The 20,202-nt window shown below is 65.3% G+C and carries 20 protein-coding genes and 1 rRNA gene; 13 read left to right on the top strand and 8 right to left on the bottom strand.

The features are described from left to right. On the top strand, positions 1-324 hold a 324-nt coding region (locus AC1DD3_RS21415; RefSeq protein ID WP_476882240.1), incomplete at its 5' end, for a phage holin family protein. After that, entirely contained in the window at positions 321-917 is a 597-nt protein-coding gene (locus AC1DD3_RS21410; protein ID WP_476882475.1) for a DUF3618 domain-containing protein, read from the top strand. The genes AC1DD3_RS21415 and AC1DD3_RS21410, both read left to right, overlap by 4 nt. Before the next feature lie 143 nt (positions 918-1,060). Here AC1DD3_RS21410 and AC1DD3_RS21405 read toward each other — a convergent pair whose 3' ends face one another. Beyond that, positions 1,061-2,473: an aminotransferase-like domain-containing protein gene (locus AC1DD3_RS21405; RefSeq protein ID WP_230117071.1), complete on the bottom strand. Its 1,413-nt coding sequence runs from the start codon at positions 2,471-2,473 to the stop codon at positions 1,061-1,063. On the opposite strand from AC1DD3_RS21405, the gene AC1DD3_RS21400 reads away from it, so the two are divergent. From AC1DD3_RS21400 to AC1DD3_RS21370, 7 genes are all read left to right on the top strand, one after another. Next, a complete protein-coding gene (locus AC1DD3_RS21400; RefSeq protein WP_476882474.1) occupies positions 2,472-3,416 on the top strand; it encodes a DMT family transporter in 945 nt (314 codons plus the stop codon). The genes AC1DD3_RS21405 and AC1DD3_RS21400 overlap by 2 nt on opposite strands. Positions 3,417-3,460: 44 nt before the next feature. Continuing rightward, on the top strand, positions 3,461-4,102 hold the full coding sequence (locus AC1DD3_RS21395) for an FMN-binding negative transcriptional regulator (RefSeq protein WP_230117069.1): 642 nt from the start codon (positions 3,461-3,463) through the stop codon (positions 4,100-4,102). A gap of 147 nt (positions 4,103-4,249) precedes the next feature. Then, a complete protein-coding gene (locus AC1DD3_RS21390) occupies positions 4,250-5,149 on the top strand; it encodes an HNH endonuclease (RefSeq protein ID WP_476882473.1) in 900 nt (299 codons plus the stop codon). A 195-nt stretch (positions 5,150-5,344) separates the two neighbouring features. Continuing rightward, positions 5,345-6,781 (top strand): flotillin family protein, encoded by a 1,437-nt coding sequence (locus AC1DD3_RS21385; RefSeq protein WP_230117067.1) that lies wholly within the window; start codon positions 5,345-5,347, stop codon positions 6,779-6,781. Then, positions 6,774-7,022, top strand: coding sequence for a hypothetical protein (locus tag AC1DD3_RS21380; protein ID WP_476882477.1), 249 nt, complete (start codon positions 6,774-6,776; stop codon positions 7,020-7,022). The genes AC1DD3_RS21385 and AC1DD3_RS21380 overlap by 8 nt, the downstream gene beginning before the upstream one ends. A 173-nt stretch (positions 7,023-7,195) precedes the next feature. After that, the gene (locus tag AC1DD3_RS21375; RefSeq protein ID WP_230117066.1) at positions 7,196-8,422 is read left to right on the top strand and encodes a glycosyltransferase family 4 protein; all 1,227 of its coding nucleotides are present in this window, start codon (positions 7,196-7,198) and stop codon (positions 8,420-8,422) included. After that, positions 8,419-9,813 (top strand): UDP-glucose dehydrogenase family protein, encoded by a 1,395-nt coding sequence (locus AC1DD3_RS21370; RefSeq protein ID WP_230117065.1) that lies wholly within the window; start codon positions 8,419-8,421, stop codon positions 9,811-9,813. The genes AC1DD3_RS21375 and AC1DD3_RS21370 overlap by 4 nt, the downstream gene beginning before the upstream one ends. A 98-nt stretch (positions 9,814-9,911) precedes the next feature. Here AC1DD3_RS21370 and AC1DD3_RS21365 read toward each other — a convergent pair whose 3' ends face one another. Beyond that, positions 9,912-11,252, bottom strand: a complete 1,341-nt coding sequence (locus AC1DD3_RS21365) for an alpha-amylase family glycosyl hydrolase (protein ID WP_230117064.1) — start codon at positions 11,250-11,252, stop codon at positions 9,912-9,914. Positions 11,253-11,331: 79 nt separating this feature from the next. Next, positions 11,332-12,585 carry a plasmid pRiA4b ORF-3 family protein gene (locus AC1DD3_RS21360; protein ID WP_230117063.1) on the bottom strand — a complete coding sequence of 418 codons (1,254 nt, stop codon included), beginning with the start codon at positions 12,583-12,585 and terminating at the stop codon, positions 11,332-11,334. A 154-nt stretch (positions 12,586-12,739) separates the two neighbouring features. Here AC1DD3_RS21360 and AC1DD3_RS21355 point away from each other — a divergent pair, with 154 nt between their 5' ends. Then, positions 12,740-14,896, top strand: coding sequence for a putative bifunctional diguanylate cyclase/phosphodiesterase (locus AC1DD3_RS21355; RefSeq protein ID WP_230117062.1), 2,157 nt, complete (start codon positions 12,740-12,742; stop codon positions 14,894-14,896). Between the two features lie 86 nt (positions 14,897-14,982). Here the strand turns inward: AC1DD3_RS21355 and AC1DD3_RS21350 are convergent, their stop codons facing one another. Continuing rightward, complete coding sequence (locus AC1DD3_RS21350) at positions 14,983-15,282, bottom strand: excalibur calcium-binding domain-containing protein (RefSeq protein WP_230117061.1); 300 nt, start codon at positions 15,280-15,282, stop codon at positions 14,983-14,985. 206 nt (positions 15,283-15,488) lie between these two features. On the opposite strand from AC1DD3_RS21350, the gene AC1DD3_RS21345 reads away from it, so the two are divergent. Together AC1DD3_RS21345 and AC1DD3_RS21340 are read left to right on the top strand one after the other, a co-directional pair. After that, on the top strand, positions 15,489-15,674 hold the full coding sequence (locus AC1DD3_RS21345) for a hypothetical protein (protein WP_230117060.1): 186 nt from the start codon (positions 15,489-15,491) through the stop codon (positions 15,672-15,674). A gap of 62 nt (positions 15,675-15,736) precedes the next feature. Next, complete coding sequence (locus AC1DD3_RS21340) at positions 15,737-16,270, top strand: hypothetical protein (RefSeq protein WP_230117059.1); 534 nt, start codon at positions 15,737-15,739, stop codon at positions 16,268-16,270. A gap of 57 nt (positions 16,271-16,327) precedes the next feature. Here AC1DD3_RS21340 and AC1DD3_RS21335 read toward each other — a convergent pair whose 3' ends face one another. From AC1DD3_RS21335 to AC1DD3_RS21325, 3 genes are all read right to left on the bottom strand, one after another. Next, on the bottom strand, positions 16,328-17,182 hold the full coding sequence (locus AC1DD3_RS21335) for an SDR family NAD(P)-dependent oxidoreductase (protein ID WP_230117058.1): 855 nt from the start codon (positions 17,180-17,182) through the stop codon (positions 16,328-16,330). 144 nt (positions 17,183-17,326) lie between these two features. After that, positions 17,327-18,856 (bottom strand): CBM96 family carbohydrate-binding protein, encoded by a 1,530-nt coding sequence (locus tag AC1DD3_RS21330; RefSeq protein ID WP_476882472.1) that lies wholly within the window; start codon positions 18,854-18,856, stop codon positions 17,327-17,329. Between the two features lie 215 nt (positions 18,857-19,071). After that, positions 19,072-19,305 (bottom strand): hypothetical protein, encoded by a 234-nt coding sequence (locus AC1DD3_RS21325; RefSeq protein WP_476882478.1) that lies wholly within the window; start codon positions 19,303-19,305, stop codon positions 19,072-19,074. A 21-nt stretch (positions 19,306-19,326) separates the two neighbouring features. Between AC1DD3_RS21325 and AC1DD3_RS21320 the strand changes: the two genes are divergently transcribed. Beyond that, the gene (locus tag AC1DD3_RS21320; RefSeq protein WP_476882476.1) at positions 19,327-19,908 is read left to right on the top strand and encodes a dihydrofolate reductase family protein; all 582 of its coding nucleotides are present in this window, start codon (positions 19,327-19,329) and stop codon (positions 19,906-19,908) included. Between the two features lie 196 nt (positions 19,909-20,104). On the opposite strand, the gene rrf is transcribed toward AC1DD3_RS21320, so the two are convergent. Next, positions 20,105-20,202, bottom strand: a 5S ribosomal RNA gene (gene rrf, locus AC1DD3_RS21315); the annotation flags it as partial.

Raw genomic sequence — 20,202 nt, 5'->3', positions numbered from 1 at the left:
ATCAGGCAGGAAATAGAACTCGCCAAGGCCGAACTGAAGCAGTCCGGCACCCGGGCCGGCAAGGGCGGCGGCATGCTCGCCGGCGCCGGCGTGGCCGGGCACTTCGTGCTCCTGTTCCTGTCCATCGCCCTCTGGTACGCCCTCGGTGAGCTGATGGGCCTCGGCTGGTCCGCCGTCGTCGTTGCAGTCATCTGGGGCATCATCGCCGCAGTGCTGGCATCGGTAGGACGCAAGGAACTCAAGGCCATCAAGGGCATGCCCCAGACCGTTGAGACCGTCCAGGAAATCCCGCCCACCCTGAAACCCAATGGAGACCACCGATGAGTGAAAACCCGGACGCCATCCGCGCCGACATCGAAACGACCCGCGCACGCCTCGGCACCAACGTGGACGCGGTCGCCGACAAAGTATCACCGTCCAACATCGTCCACAGGCAGACTGACAAGGTCAAGGACGCCGTCTTTGGAGTGAAGGAGAAAGTCATGGGAGCTGCGGACCACGCCTCAGGCAACGTCCATTCGGTCTCGGGCACCGCCGGATCCGCAATCGGCGACGCCGGCGCGGCCATCAGCGACGCCCCGCACAAGGCAGCGGTGAAGACGCAGGGCAACCCGCTGGCAGCCGGGCTGATCGCGTTCGGTGCGGGCCTGCTTGTCTCGGCCCTTATCCCGCCGAGCGAGAAGGAACGGGAGGCTGCCGACGCCCTGAAGACCGCAGCGGAACCGGTCACCACCCAGCTGACCGAGGCCGCCAAGGACATGGCCCAGGGCTTGAAGGAACCGGCCCAGGACGCCATGGAGAACGTCAGGGCGACCGCTACCGACGCTGCTGACCACGTCAAGGGAGAGGGCCAGGCGGCAGTCTCAGACGTCAAGTCCAGCGCCACGGATGCGAAGGACCACGTGCAGAACACCTAAGGTCCAACTCCTTAGGACCTGAAGCACGACGACGGCCGCCTCACCTTCGGGTGGGGCGGCCGTTTCACGTGCCGGGACTTCCGCCAGGACCGCAGCGGACGCATTCCAAGCGGATGACGGCCTCCTGCGTCGCTGCCCGATTCTTAGAGGCCGTTGCGTTCGATGGCCTGGCCAATAATGCGGGCCCCTTCCGGGAAGGCACCCGGGTTGGGTCCGGCGTAGTTGAGTCGGATGAAGGGCCCCGCCGGTTCGGCCGGGAACCATTCGGTGCCGGCGGCGATGATGACTCCCGCACTCTCGCAATCGCGGGTGAGCTGTTCGAGGTCGGTCCCGTCCGGCAGGCGCGCCCAGAGGTTCAGACCCCCCTTGGGAACCTGCTCGATGTGCGCCTGCGGGGCGTGCTCGCGCATGCTGGTGACCAGCAGGTCCCGGCGAGACTCAAGCTGGTGGCGGAGGCCGCGCAGGTGCGTCTGCCACCCGGGCTGCGTCACGACGTCGAGCGCTGCCGCCTGAAGCAGGCCGCTGACGTACATCGATTCCGCCGCCCGGTCGGCCAGGATGCGTTCGCGCGCCGGGCCGCGGGCGATGACTGCGGCGACACGGATCGCCGGGGATACGCTCTTCGTCAGAGAGCGAAGGTAAACAACGTGGCCGGAGTCGTCGCGCGCTGCGATGGGCACGGGGGTCGTCGTGATGCCGAAGTCATGGGCCCAGTCGTCCTCCACAAGGAACGCACCGTTCTCGCGTACGACGTCCAGGACTTGTTCGCCCCGCCGGGCGGGCCATTGCGCCCCGGTGGGGTTCGCGTAGTTGGGCTGTGCGTAGAACACGCGAGCGCCGGTCTCGTCAAAGGCGCGGGCCAGTTCTTCCGGCTCCGGACCGTCGGGGCCGCTGGGCACCGGGACTACGCGCACACCGGCCTGCGCGGCGGCCAGGATGGCGCCCCAATACGAGGGCGATTCCAGCAGCAGCGGCTGCCCCGTGCCCACCAGTGCGCTGAAGATGGAGCTCAGCCCGCTTTGGCTTCCAGGGAGTACGACGACGTCGCTCGGGTTCGGCGGTGTGGTCCCCGCCGGCGTCGAGGTGCCGAGCTCGTGTGCGAACCAGGACTGAAGCTCCGGCAGGCCGGCGGCGGGCGGACGAGACAGGGCTGCATCGCCGCGGGCCGCGCGCACGAGGGCGGCGCGCACGAGCCGCTCCGGCAGGAGTTCGCGGTCCGGGTAACCGGAGTGGAAGGAGATCGCATCATTCGGCACGGTGCGCATGGTGCTGGAGGCCGGGGGCAGCGGTGCCAGAGGTGACCGCAGCGCCGCAGTCTGCCAGCCGTAGTCGGACGGGCGTGCGGTCCGGACAGCCCGCACAAAGGTCCCGACGCCCGGCCGGCTCTCGATCAGGCCCTGCGCCGTGAGGGTCTGCAGGGCCTTCTGCACCGTCACGGGGCTGGCCTGGTATTCGGCCACCAGTGACCGCGTGGACGGCAGTCTGGATCCCGGTGCGGCCTTGGCGATCCATTCCCGCAGTCGCGTCGCTATCCGGGAACTGCTATCGTTGTTCATGAGAGACAATAGTAGCGCTACTACGCTTATTCGGCCAGTGATATCGCCACGACAACCCACGGGTCTGTGGTGGGGCCTCATCGGAGTAGCGGCCTTCTCTTTCACCGTTCCCTTCACCCGGGTGGCTGTCGCTGGACTGTCGCCGTTGTTCATCGGGTCCGGCCGGGCGGTCGTAGCCGCGGTCTTGGCCGCCTTCGCCCTCGCACTCACTCGGCAGCGACTCCCACGCGGCATGCAGTGGGCCCGACTCGCGGTGGTGGCCGCCGGCGTCGTCGTCGGTTTTCCCCTGCTCACGTCCTTCGCGCTTGCCACCACCCCCGCCAGCCACGGCGCCGTGGTGATTGCTCTTCTCCCGGCCGCGACGGCCACGGCGGCGGTTCTCCGTGGGCGCGAGCGTCCACCGCTGGCGTTCTGGCTCATCGCCGGCGTGGGCGCGCTGGCGGCCATCGTCTTCGCTTCCATGCAGTCCGGCGGCCTCGGGCAGCTGCACTGGGCGGACGTGCTGCTCCTCGGTGCCGTGGTGGCTGCGGCCATCGGCTACGCCGAGGGCGGCCTGCTGGCCCGCGAGCTCGGCGCGTGGCCGACGGTGTCCTGGGCCCTCGTCCTCGCATCGCCGCTGATGGTGTTCCTCGGCGCCCTCTCCGTGGCTCAGCAGCCGCCTTCCGCTACCCCGGTCCAGTGGCTGGCCTTCGCCTACCTCGGCGTCGTGAGCATGTTCCTTGGCTTCTTCGCCTGGTACCGCGGCCTGGCCATCGGACCGATGGCCCAGGTCAGCCAGGTCCAACTCATCCAGCCGGTCCTGAGCATCTGCTGGGCCGGGCTCCTGCTGGGCGAGAGCCTGACCTGGACCACCATCATCGGCGGCCTCGCCGTCATCCTCTGTGCCGGCATCGCGATCCGCGAACGGCTCAACCCGCCGCGCCGCCCGGCACAGAATCCCTGACGATTCAGACCCAACAGATCCTTAATCCAACAAAGGAAGTCCCCATGTACGTCCCAACGCATTTCGCAGCCGGCCCCGACGCAATCCATGATCTACTCACGCGGCCCGCCGCTGCCAATCTGGTCACTATGACCTCGCAGGGCCTGCTCGCCACACTGCTGCCGTTCGTCTTTGAGCCCTCGATTGGTGAACACGGCGCGCTGCACGGGCACCTTGCACGAAACAACGCCCAGTGGTCCGAACCCGCGATCGGGGAGGCACTCGCAATCCTCCAGGGCGCGGACGCCTACATCTCGCCCTCCTGGTACCCATCGAAGGCCGAACACGGACGCGTCGTGCCAACCTGGAACTACTCCACCGCCCATGTGTACGGCAAGCTGGTTATCCACGACGACCCGGCCTGGCTCAGCCATCACGTGAGGCGGCTGACCGACCTCAACGAAGCCGAGGCCGAGCGGCCCTGGTCCGTGGACGACGCACCTGAGCGCTACGTGTCCGGCCAGCTGCGCGCCATCGTGGGCGTCGAACTGCTGATCACAAGGATCGACGCGAAGACCAAACTCAGCCAGAACCGGCCCGACGCCGACGTCGATGGCGTCGTGGCAGGACTTAGGGCCCGAGGCCAAGCTGCGAGCGCGGCCGATGTGGAACGGGCAAATTCAGCCCGGCCGTCAGTCCGTGATTAGGACGCAGGTCTCCGTCTCCCGGGCGGGGCTCCGGGCGGCGCCGGTTGAAGACCCGTCCCGCGGCCACGGATCCCCCGTAGTTGACGGACCAAGGGGCCTTAGTCCGGGCACGAGCATGCCGGGCAAAAACACTGGAAGAATGGACGTATGACAGCCATCCTCCTGGCGTGGGACCCGGACCGCAGGAACGGCTGGAACCATGCCGCCGCCGTCGAACTGGTCACGGAAACGGGCCAGTGCCTGGCCACGTGGAGCGTGGCTGGCCAAGCGGACATCCGTTCCGGCACGGAAGCCTGGCTATGGCTGCAGGCCCGAACCCGCAGCGGGCTCCTCGGCCACGGCACGGTGGTCTCGGAGGACCTGCCGGTTGAGACACCAGATGAGCCGCCCGTCCGGACCGGCGGCGGGGAGCCTGAACTGGCTGCCACCGCGATGCGGCAGATCCGGGTGGACTTTGACGCTCTGCTGCCCGTCGGCGACCAGGTGCCGCCCCATGTTCTCGCTGAAGCCCTGCCCGGTCTGGACTGGGACGGCCAGGACCTGCCGGACATCTTCCTCGACGTGCTCGACGCGGCGCGTATTCGGAACGTATGGAAGGAGTTCGGCCCGGCTCCTGCCTCGGACCCCACCCATCCCGTGCCCGGCACGTACCCTGAGAGCGCTGTCAGCCGGGTGCAGGTTAACCGGTACGAGCGCAGCCCTGACGCGCGGCGGATCTGTGTGGCGCACCATGGGGAAAACTGCGCCGCCTGCGGCTTTTCCTTCGAAGCTGCCTACGGCGAGGCTGGCAGGGGCTTCATCCAGGTCCACCACATCGTTCCGGCCTCCCAGGTCGGCGGCGAGTACCAGCTGGATCCGGTCGCGGATTTGGTGCCGCTGTGCCCGAATTGCCACGCCGTGGCGCATCTGGGGGTGGGCACGCCGCGCACCGTGGCCGAGCTGAGGCGGATCATGGCCGGGGCCGGTTACCTGGCCGGGCAAATGGTGGCCGCGGAAGAGATTGAGGCCCAGCGGAACGCCCGGCTCATCCTGGAACAGCAGGAGTAGGCGCCGGTCGCCCCGGCCCCGGGGCCTCGCCGTCGTTCCGCAAGGGCCGGAAGACCCAAGTACCAAGGCGTCCTGAAGGTGTTCCGCAAATCGCTGGACTTCCGGATACCGGGCCGACAAGACTGTCTCTTAAGCAGGCAATCAGCTCCGCCGGCTCGACTCTTACCTTTTTCAATGACGTGAAAGGAAATACTCGTGGAGGCTCTGTCAGCTTTCTTCCCGCTAATATCGATCATCCTTGGGGTGCTGGTTGGCGTCGGCGCTATTTGGCTGGCCGTAAAACTGATGTGGAAGGTGGCCGAACCCAACGAGGCGCTCATCATTTCCGGCCTGACCCGCGGAACCCTTGAGAGCACGGACGGGATGGACTTCAAGATCGTTACCGGGAAAGGTGCGCTCGTGGTTCCGGGGCTGCAGACCGTCAGGGCCTTGTCCCTGACACTGAATGAAACCGAGCTCAAGGTTTCCTGTGTCACGTCCCAAGGCATCCAGGTCATTGTGGACGGTGTGGTCATTTACAAAATCGGCGATGCGCCCGCCTTCATTGCCAACGCGGCCAGAAGGTTTCTCGGCCAGCAGCCCAAAATGGAAAGCCAGGTCTACAACGTCTTCGAGGGCCATCTCAGGTCCATCATCGGCAGTATGACGGTGGAGGAAATCATCCGCGAGCGCGACAAGCTCGCGTCCCAGGTCCGCGGCGCCAGCGGCGTGGAAATGGAAAAGCTCGGCCTGGTGGTTGATTCGCTCCAGATAAAGGACCTGCAGGATCCCACGGGGTACATCCAAAATATCGCGAAGCCGCACATTGCACAGGTCAAAATGGAGGCCCGCATCGCCGAGGCCACCAGGAACCGGGAGGCGGCAGAGAAGGAAGCCGAAGCTGCGGCGCAGATCGCAGACGCCCAGAGCGTTTCGGCCATCAAGCAGTCCGTTGCCCAGGCCAATGCCGAACGTGCCAGGGCCAACGCGGCCCAGGCCGGACCGCTGGCGGACGCCACGGCGCGGCAGCAGGTGGTGGTCCAGGAGACCGAAGTGGCCAAGCTCGAGGCGGACCGCGAGGAACAGAAACTGCAGACCAGCATCCGCAAACCCGCGGACGCCAAGGCCTACGCCCAGCGCACCGAGGCGGAGGCTCAGAAGTCCGCTGACATCAGCGCCGCCGAAGCACGGGCCAAGCGGACCGAGCTCGAAGCGCAGGCCAACGCCCGGCGCGTGGAAGTCGAGGCGCAGGCCAACGCCACGGCCGCGGCTGCCATCGCGGGGGCCACCCGCGTGACAGGTGAAGCCGAAGCGGCCGCCACCAAAGCCCGCGGCGACGCAGCCGCGTCGGCAATCAAGGCCAAGGCCCTGGCGGAGGCGGACGGCATCAAGGCCCGCGGCGAGGCACTCGAAACCAACCAGGACGCCGTGATCGCCCAGCAGCTGGCGGAGAACATGCCGGCAATCGTGGCTGCCGCCGCAGAACCGTTCGGCCACGTCGGCCAGATGACGGTCCTTAACGGCGCGGACGGCGTCAACAGCATGCTCGGCGGCATCCTCTCCCAGGCCGGCACGTTCCTTCCCCGCCTTTCCTCGGCGCTCAAGAACGGTCAGGATCCTGCCAAGCATGCCCCGAAGCCTCCCAGTGCATAGGAATGTGGACCGGAGCCTCACCGGAAAGATCGGCAGGGTCACCGGGCGGATCGGGCCGGGCACCATCGGCGAAGTGATGCTTCCGTTCCGCGGCGGAACCAACGCCTTCCACGCGCACCCGTTCGATAAGACCAGCATCTTCCCGGTCGGTGACAAGGTCCTCGTCATTTACTTCGAGCCGCCGCAGACCGTGTATGTGGACGAGCTGCCGGACGTCCTGAGGTCCGACCCCGCCGGTTGAGCCTGCCGAAACCCCGGCCGTCGAAACCCGGTCTGCCGCCGGTTGAGCCCGTCGAAACCCGGTCTGCCGCCGGTTGAGCCCGTCGAAACTCTGGCCCTCCTGTTAACCCAACCTTCCCCTTACCGTCACACCGCCTCCCCCACAACGTCAGACGCCGGGCACACCGTGGAGGGGTGAGGATCGCAATAGTCGCTGAATCTTTCCTGCCGCTGATGAACGGGGTTACGCACTCCATCCTGCGGGTGCTGGAGCATCTGCAGGAGCGGGGAGACGAGGTGATGGTGATTGCGCCGTCGACGTCGGACACAGATGTTCTGGACGTTGTTTACGGCGCGTTTGTGCACCGGCTCCCCTCCGTCCCGCTGGCCGGGTACACGAATCTCCGAGTGGCGCTGGGCGGTGTGAACCGGGTCAAGAGAATCCTTGCCGATTACGCACCGGACGTGGTCCACCTGGCGTCACCGTTTGTACTCGGCTGGCGGGCAGCGCAGGCGGCGCAACAGCTCGGCATCCCGAGTGTGGCGATTTACCAGACCGAGGTTCCCAGCTACGCGGCGCGGTACGGGGTCCCCTTCCTCGAGAACTGGGCGTGGAACCGGGTGGAGAACATTCACCTGCTGGCCTCCCGGACGCTGGCGCCCTCCACTTTCGCGCTGAACCAGTTGCGCGGCCGCGGGATTCCGCGGGTGGACATGTGGCGGCGCGGTGTGGATACCGCGCGGTTCTCGCCAGAAAAGCGCGACGACGGCTGGCGGGCTTCCGTGGCTCCCGGCGGTGAACGGATCATCGGCTATGTGGGCAGGCTGGCCATCGAGAAGCAGGTGGAGGACCTGGCGGTGCTGGCCGACATCCCCGGCACCCGGCTGGTCGTTGTGGGTGACGGGCCGCAGCGTGCCGCCCTGGAAGAGGCTCTTCCCGGTGCCGTGTTCGCGGGGTTCCTCGGCGGCGAGGAGCTGGCCCGGGCGGTGGCATCCTTCGACCTGTTCGTGCATCCGGGCGAGTTCGAGACGTTCTGCCAGACCATCCAGGAGGCCATGGCATCGGGTGTGCCGGTGGTGGCCACAGGCCGCGGCGGGCCGCTGGATCTAGTGGAGAACTCCCGCACCGGGTGGCTGTACGAACCCGGCGATCTGGCCGGACTGCGCCGGCACGTCGTGGACCTGATGGGCGACGACGCCAAGCGCCGTGCGTTCGCGGCGGCGGCGCACGCTTCGGTCCAGGGCCGGACGTGGCCGGCGCTCAGCGCGGAACTGGTCCGGCATTACAAGGCAGTCATCGCCGGCACACCGGTTTCGACGGGCCCTACCAGCGAAATCTACAACCTCCCGCCGGTTGAGCGTCTCGATCCCGAGGCCCTCCGCACCAACCCCGCCCGCAGCACCGAAGGAGCCGCCCTGTGAAAATCTCCGTGATCGGCTGCGGCTACCTCGGCGCCGTGCACGCCGCCACTCTCGCCTCGATGGGCCACACCGTGGTGGGGATCGACGTCGACCCCGCCAAGGTGGACCATCTCGCCAGGGGCACCGCGCCCTTCTTCGAGCCTGGGCTGGACGAGCTCCTCAGCGACGGCCGCACCACCGGCCGGCTCACCTTCTCCACGGACTTCGCCGACGCCGCAGACGCCCGGGTCCACTTCCTCTGCGTGGGCACCCCGCAGTCCAAAACCTCCGACGGCGCCGACCTCAGCTACCTGGTCTCCGCCACCCGAACGCTCCTTCCGCACCTGGGCCGCGGTGCCGCCGTCGTCGGTAAATCGACCGTGCCCGTGGGCACCGTCGACATGCTCGGCAAGATGCTCGCCCGCCGGCCTGACGTCCTGCTCGGCTGGAACCCGGAGTTCCTGCGACAGGGAACCGCGGTAAAGGACACGCTGGTGCCGGACCGGCTCGTGTACGGCGTGGCGGGCGGCAAGGAATCCGCCTTCGCGCGAGGGAGCGGAATTGCGCGGGGTGTGACCGCCGTGCTGGATGCCGTCTACGAGCCGCTGCTGTGCGCTGGCATTCCGAGGCTGGTCTGCAACTTCGCCACGGCGGAACTGATCAAATCGGCGTCGAACGCGTACCTGGCCACGAAGGTCAGCTTCATCAACGCGATGTCCGAGTTGTGTGATGCCTCCGGCGCTGACGTGAGCGAGCTCAGCGAGGCGATGGGCCTTGATCCGCGTATCGGGAACCGGTATCTGCACGCGGGTCTGGGGTTCGGCGGCGGCTGTCTTCCGAAGGATATCCGTAGCCTCAAGACGCAGGCTTCTTCACTGGGCGTTGGTGCGGTGAGCGACTGGATGGGGCTGGTGGATTCCATCAACACTGGGCAGCGGAGCCGGACGGTGCACCTCGCCCGTGACCTCTGCGACGGGCACCTGGCCGGGCGGACGGTGACCGTGCTGGGCGCCGCGTTCAAGCCGGACACTGACGACATCCGCGACTCCCCCGCCCTGGACGTCGCCCTCCAACTCGCTGCGGCCGGGGCGCACGTGACGGTGACGGACCCCAAGGCCATCAACAACGCGTGGATGCGCTACCCGCAGCTGCGCTTCGAGTCAGCTCCTGGGCGGGCGCTGGAGGGTGCCGAACTGGTGCTGTTGCTGACCGAGTGGGACCAGTACCGCACCATGTCGCCGGCCCTCGTTGGGCAGCTGGTACGACGGCGGACGGTGCTGGACGCACGCAACGTGCTGGACGCTGCGGCTTGGGAAGCGGAAGGCTGGACAGTGCGCGGGCTGGGGACGAACGCCCGGCCGGTTGCGGCGCCGGTTTCGACAAGCTCAACCAGCGGCAGCCAGACCCGTTGATCGAGCCTGTGTCCCCCTGATCAAGCCTGTATTTCGCTGATCGAGCCTGTCGAGATCAAGGGACAGCCGGTTTCGACAAGCTCAACCAGCGGCGTTGCTCATGCACCGGAGGTGCCCAGCACCGCCCACCCATAAGCCGGCAGACTCACAGCGTCCCTGCCTGGCTGTTTCTCGCCCCGGCCTGCCAGCAACCCTGTAGCCGGCTTGGGCACAGCCAGTCGGGCCGGTTCACCGGACAGGTTCAGGGCCACGACCAGGGCGCCGCCGTTGGCGCGGGCTTCGAAAACAAGGTGCTCGTTGCTGAGGGTCAGAACCTCGGTGTGCGCGCCGTGCAGCCACGGGTGGCGCCGGCGGAGGCTGATCAGTTCCTGGTGCACGTGGTAGACGGGCCGCCCCACCGTTGCCAGATCCGAGGGCGCGGCGGGGAAAGCCGGCCGGACGGCGTCGTCTCCCCCGGCTCTGTCCTCCTTGACGCCGCGGAATGCCTGCTCGTCGCCGTAGTAGATGGAAGGCGTTCCCCCGATTGTCAGGAGTACGGTGAGGGCGAGCGGCAGCAGGTCCGGATTCTCCAGCTTGCTCGCGATGCGGGTGACGTCGTGGTTCCCTACGAAGGTCAGGGGCACAAAGGTATCGAGGAACCTGTTGTGCCGTTCCAGTGCCGCCGCGAGCTCGTAAAAGTTACCGTCGTTGAGTGAGCTCCAGATGGCCTTCCAGAGTTCATACTGCGTGACCGAATCCAGGGTGCTCGCGCGCACTTCCGCCGCGTAGTCCCCGTGAATGTACTCGCCGAGGAAATACGCCTCCGGATACTCGCGCCGTACCTCCGCCAGGACAGGCTTCCAGAACGACGGCGGGACCGCGTACGCCGCGTCGAGGCGCCACCCGTCGGCGCCGCGGCCGAGCCAGTGCTTCATCACGTCCGTGACGAAGTGGGCGACCTCGGGTTCTTCGTGGTTCAGCGCCACTAGGTGATGGTGGCCCTCGAAGTCTTCGTACTCTGGCTCGCTCCCCGGGGACCAGGCGGAGTCCGGCCATGTCAGCCGGAACCAGGAGGCCGTGGCTGCCTGCGGGCCTTCGGCGAGAACGCGCTGGAACGGCTCGAAGCTGCGGCCGGTGTGGTTGAAGACGCCGTCGAGCAGGACCTTGAGACCCCGCGCGTGCGCCTGCGCAATCAGTTCGTCAAAGTCGGCGTCGTCGCCCAGGCGGGGGTCGATGGTGTAGTAGTCCGTGGTGTCGTATCCGTGCGATTCCGACGAAAAGACGGGACCAAGCGCCAGCCCGGACGCCCCGAGCTCCACCACATAGTCAAGCCACGGGAGCAGCTGCCCGAGGCGGTGGGTCACCGGTTGTTCCGGGGCCATCCCGGGTTCGGCCCCGACAAAGCCGAGCGGATACACCTGCCACCAGATGGCGTGCTGGACCCATTCGGGCTCGGTCATAAGGAATCCTTCCGTCAAAGCCCAAACATACCCTGAGGTTCTGACAAGAATGGGAACACTTCCGGCGGGACGGCGCCCCCTAGTCACCCAGAAGCGACTCGACTTGGAGCAGGAACTTCAGTCCGCCGTCAGTGAGCACAGGCGGCTTGGTCCAGCGCGGCTCGGGATGAACCAGGTCGAGACATTCCAGCGTCCACCGGATGTCAAGGTAAAGATCCTGGGCCAAGTCAAGAGGGACGGAGTTTCCGGAAGTCATCGGGAACCCCGCTCGCTCCAGCGAATCGGCAATGATCCGCTCGCGCCTGTCCCCCGCCGGCGTGGAACCGTCGATCATCCACTGGACCACGAGTGCGGTCACCAATCTCATGGCGTCTTCTTTCGGGAAAGCCACTCGCTCGACGATGTAGTCCCAAAGTGGCCGCCCGCCGTCGTGCATTTTTCGAGCCGCAGGCGTCAGGTGAAGGCGCCCTTTCAGCTTCCTGATGAGCTTCCACGCCTGCAGCTGTTCACGGAGACGCAGAACGGGCAACGTCTGGACCTCGCGGTTCGCTTTTCCCGGCCACCTATACTCCCACCCGAGCTCATCCATCGTCTGCCGGACCACAGCCGGTTTGAGGTAGCCGTCCTTGGTGAGTTCCAGACCGGCCGGAGGCATCTGGCCAAGCAACCAGAGGACGGGACGGAGCACGGCACTGAGTTCAGCGTCGGAAAGCGGTTCCGGCCACATTTTCCGGCTCAGCGCGCGAAGCCGCCTGTTGATGTCGGCCAAGTCCACAAATGAGGGGTTAAACGTGCCGCCACCGTCACCGGTCGCGAACTTGTACCGGGCCGCCATCTCCTGATGATCGTGGTGGCCCGGATCGGCCAGGACTTCGATCAGCCGCCGGTATCCGCCGATTCCGCCGGCGTCCTCCACCGGGCCGCGGTTGGCGCCCTCGACACAAATCATGGTGCAGGCCGGTACCGAGGCCTCACCCAGGACTTCGACTTCGTGGATCCATGAGTCACCGAAGTCATACTCGTACTCCAGTTTCGCGGGGCCAGGATTGCGGGTGTCCGCCAGTTCAAAGAGCACGACGCCGGACGCGGGCTCCGCGTCGGTGTCCTCTGCCGCTTCACTAGGTCCCATGATGCTTCGGTAACTGCCGTGGCGGTCGACGGCGGTGATGGCGTAGAGGTGCCGGTCCTCCCAGCCGAAGGCCACCTGGATGGCGCTGTGAAGTTCGGGAACAGTAATGGTCTCCGGGACGTGCAACCGGCGCCAGATAAGTGGTTCGGTGCCCCGGATGCTGATGCGGAGATCGTAGGCTGGGACAGTGCCGGCTGGTTCCATGCTGGCTATTTTGCCAGAGGGTGCCGGGTCGGATGCTCCGGTTGATTGGCTGGCGGACACCGCGGGGTAGAGCCTGTCAGGTCAGCCCTCTATGATTTCCCCAAGGGGGTTGGCACTCAATGAAGGATTCGTGGTCTCACACGGTGGTCGGTTAATGGATGCTCCTTTGCGGCCCGAGCAGCATGAGGATCCGCGTCCGCACTACCAGGCAATCTTCGATGCGCTTCCGGACGCCGTGCTGGTCATCGCCGAGGACGGCGTCATCAGCTTGGCCAACACCGCGGCGGAAAACATGTTTGGGTATACCCGGCAGGAGCTGGTCGGCCAGAATCACCGCTTCATCCTTGCTGAAGGTTTTCGCGACGGCTTCGAGCGGCTCTTCGCCAGCCTCCGCCGCGGGCACGGAACGGCCGACGGCGCCGCGGGCCACCATCCGTTTGAGACCTATGGCCTCCGCCGCGACGGCACAGAGTTCCAGGGCGAGGTGGCCTGTTCCCTGCTCGGCTCGGAGCAGGGCGCTTCCATGACCGTGGCCGTACGAACCACAGCGCACCGCAAGGAGGCCGACGCCGGGTTGCGGGAGGCAATGTCGTTGCTCAGCGCCACATTGGAGTCGACGGCCGACGGCATCCTGGTGGTGGGCTCGGACGGCCAAATCGCCGGCCTCAACGATCAGTTTGTGTCCATGTGGGGAATTCCGCGTGAGCTGTTGGCCACGCATGACGACGAGGCTGTGATGGGGTTCGTGCTGGGTCAGCTCTCAGACCCCGCGACGTTTCTGGACAAGGTGCATGAGCTCTACACCCATCCCACCGCTGAAAGCCACGACGTCCTTGAGTTCATTGACGGGCGAACGTTCGAGCGGTATTCGCGTCCGCAGAAGGTTGACCACCAGGTAGTTGGCCGGGTGTGGAGCTTCCGCGATGTCACACCGCGGCGCAAAGCGCAGGAGCAGGCCCGGCAGGCGTTATCGGACCTTGCCGCGCAGGCGGCCCAGCTCAAGGCGATGGCGTTCCAGGACCCGTTGACCGGGCTGGCCAACCGCAAGCTGTTCCACGACCAGCTGACCGAGGCCCTGCACGGCGAGTGCAGTGCCGCCGTCGACGTCCTTCTCCTGGATCTGGACGACTTCAAGGAGGTCAACGACATTCTGGGCCACCACGCCGGGGACCAGATGCTGATCGAGGTGGCCCGGCGTTTGCGGTCCTGCGTTGGGTCCGAGGACACTGTGGCCCGTCTCGGCGGCGACGAATTCGTGGTGCTCCTGACGGGTTCGCAGGACGCAGAGTCGGTGGCGGCGTGCATTGTGGAATCCCTGAATGTGCCGGTATGGATCGAGGGGGCCATGCTGCGGCCCAGCCTGAGCCTGGGACTCGCTTCAATGAGCCAGGATGCTGTAGTCGCTTCGGAGCTGCTGCGCCACGCAGACGTGGCCATGTATGCGGCGAAGGCTGCCGGCAAGAACCGCTACATGCGGTTTGAACCTGAGATGATGACGGCGCTAGTCCAGCGGACTGACATGGAGGCCGGCCTGCGGCTCGCCGTGGACAACGGCGAGCTCACGGTCAACTTCCAGCCCATCGTGTCACCTCTGCTTGAATCCGTGACCCAGTTCGAGGCACTTGCCCGGTGGGACCGGGACGGGGAGAGGATCCCGCCGTCGCTGTTCATTCCGGCGGCGGAGCGCAGCGGGCTGATGTCCGCCATCGGCACGCATATGCTGCAGGAAAGCTTCACCCAGCTGCGGCCCTGGCTCGCCGGCGACCCCAGACACTCCCTGGCGGTGAACGTTTCCGGAACGCAGTTGAAGGAGCGCGACTTCGCCGATGGTGTGCTCTGCCTTGCGGAATCCTGCGGCATGGACGCCAGGCAGCTCGTGCTAGAAGTCACGGAGAGTGTGTTCTTCGACCCCGATGAGCACGTCATCGAGCAGTTGGGCTGCCTGCGCCGGGCGGGTGTGAGGGTGGCGCTGGATGACTTTGGAACCGGCTATTCATCGCTGGGCCGGCTTCAGGACCTGCCCGTGGACGCCGTGAAGATTGACCGGTCCTTTGTCTCCATGATCCGAACGGGCGCGGAGAAGCTGCCGATTCTCAGTTCCATGATCAACATGGCCCACAGCCTGGGCCTGACCGTCACGGCGGAAGGCGTCGAGACGGCAGCCCAGGCCGCCTATCTGACGGACCTGCGCTGCGATTCTATGCAGGGCTACCTGTTCTCCCACCCGGAACCCGAGACAGGACTGGAACTCGCCATCCTGCGCTCGGCGGACGCCATCGACGCGCTGGAGGAGCTCCGGCTCAAGCGGTGAGGGCAGGCCGCCGGTTGAGGCTGCCGAAACCCTGGATCTCGACAAGCTCGATCAGCAAAGTCTCAACTCCACGAGCGCCCGAGCAATTACCGCTTCTCGCAGGAGATGCCGTCGTTGTCGCGGTCAAGGTCGTATTCGCGGAGATAGCGCTTCGGTGCACCGTCGTTGTACGCGTAAACAGTGTTATTGACCGTGAAGTTAGTGACTGGTCTGCCGGAGGTCCGGTCCCGGGCGCCCTTCCTGCCCACACCGTGGGGATAGACGCGGTTGAGTTCAGTGCAGTTCTTGTACGACCTCGGTGCCGGGGCAGCATTTGCCGGCACGGAAACAGTCAACAGCAGGCCCGCGGCCGCCACAGTTGCCACGAGAATTATCTTCACGCTCATAAGAATGACTCCCCCATTGAAAAACGCCTCCGGCCACTGGTCGGCGGGAGCTAGAGGAATGCTATCCCATGCCGGCGCTCCTTCAGCGCTGGCAGAACGAAATACTTGCATCAGCCGTGTCATATTTCGAGGAACCATTGACGACGGATCGGCCGGTGCTACGCTCGCCTCACACTGCGCACACCTTGTGAATTAATGGGGCATCAATGAACACGAGCCAGTACTTCAGCGCGCGCAAAAGCGCTTTCCTCGACGGACCAGCTGCCCGCGCACGCGTCAAATGGCTGGCCCTGCCAAGCCTGCTGCTGCTGCTGACAGTGACCGCCTGTGGCAATGGAGCGGCGGCCAGCAGCAGCGTTCTGGCCAACGGTGGCACTGGCAGCCGCAGGTAGCCACGGAAACTCCTTCAGAGAGCACGCTGGCAATGACCCCGTGTGCGTCAGAAAAGGACCAGATGCCGCAGTCGTCGGAGGCCTTCATCTGCACCAAGGACGCCTCCGGCCAGCTCGTGTGGCTCGAAGCATCCGCCTCCAAAGCCGTCACGGACCAGCGGGCTGCGGACGTTTTAGCCAAAGCTGCCAAGGCCAAGGCCGCTGCCACGAAAGTTGCCGCTGCCAAGGCCGCAGCGAAGGCTGCGGCCGACAAGGCCGCGAAGCTGGCAGCCGAAAAGGCTGCGGCAAAGAAAGCTGCCGCGGCCGCCCGAGTTGCGTCGCAGCGAGCTGCCGAGGCTCGAGCTGCACGGGATGCAGCCGCCGCCCAGGCCGCGGCGGAACAGGCTGCCCAGCAGGCGCTGGTAGCGCCTCCGGGGCCGGCGGCATCGGACTGCGACCCTAACTACTCGGGCGAATGCGTGCCCATCGCATCAGACGTCGACTGTTCAGGGGGCAGCGGCAACGGCCCCGCCTACGTGCAGGGACCGGTCCAGGTCGTTGGCACTGATATCTACCGGTTGGACGGCAACCACGACGGCTACGGCTGCGAGGGCTGACCCCGGCCACTGGTTGGGCCTGTCGAAACCCTGGATCTCGACAAGCTCGATCAGCGGCTACCGGCGGTCGAGCTCAGGCCTCTCCACGGGCTCCTCTGCCTTGACCATCTCCGCGCTCCGGTCCCACAGCTCCCGCGCGATCTCAGCGTCGTACGCCTGTTTGTTGGCCTTCGCCAAGGCCCGCTTGGCGTAGTACGCACCGGGCACCCAGTCCTGGCCGGGGGTTGACGTGGCGAGCCACACCAGCGTGTCGGCGCCCTGTTCTGAAGTCAGCAGGAAGCGGTTGAGGAATGTCTTGTAGGCGTGCCGCATCCAGCTGGTCGAGTCCGCGGCGAAGTTGGTGGCGACAACGCCGGGATGGAAGGCCGCCGTCGAAATTCCTGCCGCGCCGAAGCGGTTCTGCAGCTCCGACGTGAACAGGATGTTCGCGAGTTTGGCCGTGCCGTAAGCGCGGTTCGTCGAGTACTTCCGGGCGGATTGGAGGTCGGCCAGATCAAGGTTCCCGAACGCGTTGGCGCCACTGGCGGTGTTGATGACCGTTGCGCTGCTGGCCACCAGCACGTCCATGAGTTCAGTGGTAAGCAGGAACGGGGCCAGGTGGTTGATTTGGAAGGTCTTCTCGTAGCCATCCACGGTGAGCTCGCGCTGGCCCATGATGCCGCCGGCGTTGTTGACCAGCACATCAATCCGCGCGTACTTTTCCTTCAGCGCGGTGGCCAGGTCACGCACCTGCGACAGCTCGGCGAAGTCGCTGATGAAGTAATCGGCTCCCAGCCCGGCGGCCACCGCCTTGGTCTTTTCGGGAGAACGGCCGACGACGACGATCCGCTCGCCTGCCTTCGCCAGGTTCCGCGCGGCTGCTGCGCCGATACCGTCGCTGGCTCCGGTGATGACGATGGTGCGCTGGGGCATGAATTGTCCTTTGACGTCGGTGGTTGAACGTGCGGGGAACCTGGAATACCTGCCCCACATCCCGCTCACACAACGACATCCGGCCGGGTTATGTTCCGCGGCCGGATGTCGGGTATTTCAACGGGCACTGAGAATGTGAGATGACTATATATTCAACGGCCCCCTCAGGCTAAGCGCGTTGCCAGCATTGAGCAATTTCGGGCCGATCCCCAGCATTTCCTCGGTTGATCGCAACAACGAGTAGTGGCTGTAGGAGCCCTGCACAACCGTGCCCGTGACCACCGACGGTGCCACGACGAAATTGGGGAGGGGCGTGTCTTCGTCGAAAAGCACAAATACGGCGGTACGTCCTGCCTGGTAGCTCTGGCTGGCCAGGATGATGGGCAGCCATCTGGAAAGCCAGGTGTCGCCGGTAGCGATGCTGCAGTCATGCATGTCATTGCAGACGTTCGGGGTGAGGAAGGAGAAAGCCGGCAGGGTGTTGTTGGCGAGGTCCCCGGCAAGGTTTCCCGAAGTCGTGGTACCCATGGGCACGTTGTTGGAGGCACAGGCGGTTCTGTCCCCCGGTCCCTGGTAGTAAATTTCGGGGTTGTGCCGTTCCGCGTACAGGCCGGACGCACTCAGTCTGCAGTTCGATGGCATGTCTTCCATATAGCTCTTCTGCGACTGGCCCGAAGCCCTCACTTGCCGGAAGATGTTGTCGGCTGTTATCGGTGGCAGGCCGCTCGGATTGGAGTCTGACGTGACGCCCTGGGTGCTCCCGGATGTCATGGCCAGATAGCTTGGTAGCGACGGCAAGCCTAGTCCCGCGTCACTCCAGGTGGACACTGAGGCACACAGCCTGGCGGTTTGTGTCATGTACGGCGCGTTGGCGCTCCCGATGACCTGCGAGTACGTCTTGTTCTCGAAGAGCACCCAGATGACATGGTCGTATGTCGCCGGCGGTGCTGCCGTCTGTCCGCAGGCATTTGTTGCCGGAGGTGGTGGTGGCGGGGGCGGCGGAGGTGGAGGTGGTGGAGGTGGCGGCTCTGTGCCAGTCGTGAGAATCAGTTGGGGACGGCGCGTGGCGTCGGAGGTTTCCTTCGAACTGTAGATGACGCCGTCGGACGAAGTGTTATTGATCCTGAACGAGTAAGTGCCGTCTCCCCTAACAACGCTGAATACATCAATTTCCACAAAGGTGTTGATGGTAACGGCTCCGCGCGATGCCACAACCGTAGTCTCGGCCACCGGCGCGTTGTTGAAGTTGATCGTGCTTTCTGTCCATGAGTTGTTCAGAACACGGCGGAACTGACCACCCAGGTTGGAAGGGTCGGCAACGAACAGCCTGAGTTTCGCAGCGGTGACGTTGGTCCCGGCACCGGATACGGTGAATTTCAAGAACGACATTTCCACCGGCGAATTGTCGGCCTTAAGGCCAGTTGCCGCGCCGTAGTTGGTAGTGGGAGTGTCACGCTTGACGACAGCGTCCGCCGAAGCGGGAAACGTCAATGTGGCAGCTTCCGCCGGCCCAGCAATGATGGAAACTGTGGCCGCTAGAAAAAGAGTTGCGGCCACGGATATCCAACGTTTGCGCAAATGCGCGTATCCAGGCCGACGTTTTTTTGGATTGTTGCCTAAGGCATATTCTTTGGGATTTTTGTTGCCGAAGGCAAAGTTCGATTTGAGGCTCATCGTGGGACTCCTAAGTCCGATTCACGCACCCCCAATGCCTTGAACCCACATTAAGCCCTAATGGCCAGTAGGGATCCAAAGAATTTAATGCAAAAATGCACAGCGCAAATGAACATGCGCAAAAATGCGCTGCACATTTGTATTCCCCGAATAGAATATTGGTATTCCATTCGCGGCATAAACATCTCAACTGCGAAAACATTGTTAATGGCTCTTCATAATCCAGGGTGTAGCAGCGGCCTGAAGCCGCCGGTCTCGAGCAGCGATCCCGCGATGTAGTGGGTGAAGTTGCGGAACCCGAGGGCGGAGCCGCGGAGGTGTTCGAGTCGGAGGTCGGCGCCGGTGTGCAGGGTCCTCCTGGCGGCGTAGAGCGTGTCGTCCTTGTGACCGCGGTAGCCGTGGATCGCGAGTTGGACCCGACACCGGAACGACTCGCTAATATGGGGCACACCAAAGCAAAGGAGAGCCCCGTGGGCAAGGTGGTCATGTACAGCTCGGTGTCGGTGGACGGCTTCCTCGCGGACGAGAACGACCAGCCCGGACCGCTGTTCGACTGGTTGTCCAGCGGTGACGTCCCGTTGGACGAGAGCGGCGAGGTGAAGGTGTCGCAGACGTCCTACGACTACACCCGACCGTACTGGGACCAAATCGGGGCGACCATCGTCGGCCGCCACGTCTTCGACATGACGGACGGCTGGGACGGGAAGCCTCCGGGCGGAGTCGACCACGTGGTCGTCGTGACGCACCGGCCGAAGCCCGAGGGCTGGGACCCCGAGGCGCCGTTTCACTTCGTCGACGGCGTCGAGGCAGCCGTGGCCAAGGCGCAGGAGCTCGCGGGTGACCGCATTGTCGAGGTCGCCGCTGGCGACGTCGGTGGCCAGGTGCTAGCCGCGGGCCTGGTCGACGAGGTGCGCATGGACGTCGTACCCGTCGTGTTCGGGTCCGGCAAGCGCTACTTCGGGTCGGTCCACGCACAGCACCTGTTGGAGGATCCCGACGTGGTGATTCAGGGCAACCGGGTGCTTCACCTGCGCTATCGGGTGCGCCGTTGACCGATCTGAGCGGGTACGCGAATAAGTCCACTGCGAACGGTGACACACGATCGGGCCTCCGGCTGCGTTTGCGCATCGCTGCCCCGGGACCGACGCACCAGCCAACATCCAGCCAGCGATTACACCCTCAACTGTGAAAAGCCTGTTAACTGCGGGAGGACCCCCAACGTGGTTGGGGGTCCTCGACCTAATGGTTGTCCGGCGGTGACCTACTCTCCCACACCCTCCCGGGTGCAGTACCATCGGCGCTGTGGGTCTTAGCTTCCGGGTTCGGAATGGGACCGGGCGTTTCCC

The organism is Arthrobacter sp. 05T444 (genome assembly GCF_056395905.1).
The sequence above is the reverse complement of the archived record's forward strand: the minus strand, read 5'-3'. Positions and strand labels throughout refer to the sequence as shown.

Excerpts from the sequence above, each read along its gene's own strand:
- AC1DD3_RS21405 (WP_230117071.1), bottom strand. The coding sequence starts at position 2,473 with ATGAACAACGATAGCAGTTCCCGGATAGCGACGCGACTGCGGGAATGG.
- AC1DD3_RS21360 (WP_230117063.1), bottom strand. The coding sequence starts at position 12,585 with ATGGAACCAGCCGGCACTGTCCCAGCCTACGATCTCCGCATCAGCATC.
- AC1DD3_RS21400 (WP_476882474.1), top strand. The coding sequence starts at position 2,472 with ATGAGAGACAATAGTAGCGCTACTACGCTTATTCGGCCAGTGATATCG.
- AC1DD3_RS21335 (WP_230117058.1), bottom strand. The coding sequence starts at position 17,182 with ATGCCCCAGCGCACCATCGTCATCACCGGAGCCAGCGACGGTATCGGC.
- AC1DD3_RS21340 (WP_230117059.1), top strand. The coding sequence starts at position 15,737 with ATGCCGCAGTCGTCGGAGGCCTTCATCTGCACCAAGGACGCCTCCGGC.
- AC1DD3_RS21345 (WP_230117060.1), top strand. The coding sequence starts at position 15,489 with ATGAACACGAGCCAGTACTTCAGCGCGCGCAAAAGCGCTTTCCTCGAC.
- AC1DD3_RS21350 (WP_230117061.1), bottom strand. The coding sequence starts at position 15,282 with ATGAGCGTGAAGATAATTCTCGTGGCAACTGTGGCGGCCGCGGGCCTG.
- AC1DD3_RS21390 (WP_476882473.1), top strand. The coding sequence starts at position 4,250 with ATGACAGCCATCCTCCTGGCGTGGGACCCGGACCGCAGGAACGGCTGG.
- AC1DD3_RS21410 (WP_476882475.1), top strand. The coding sequence starts at position 321 with ATGAGTGAAAACCCGGACGCCATCCGCGCCGACATCGAAACGACCCGC.
- AC1DD3_RS21365 (WP_230117064.1), bottom strand. The coding sequence starts at position 11,252 with ATGACCGAGCCCGAATGGGTCCAGCACGCCATCTGGTGGCAGGTGTAT.
- AC1DD3_RS21330 (WP_476882472.1), bottom strand. The coding sequence starts at position 18,856 with ATGAGCCTCAAATCGAACTTTGCCTTCGGCAACAAAAATCCCAAAGAA.
- AC1DD3_RS21355 (WP_230117062.1), top strand. The coding sequence starts at position 12,740 with ATGGATGCTCCTTTGCGGCCCGAGCAGCATGAGGATCCGCGTCCGCAC.
- AC1DD3_RS21395 (WP_230117069.1), top strand. The coding sequence starts at position 3,461 with ATGTACGTCCCAACGCATTTCGCAGCCGGCCCCGACGCAATCCATGAT.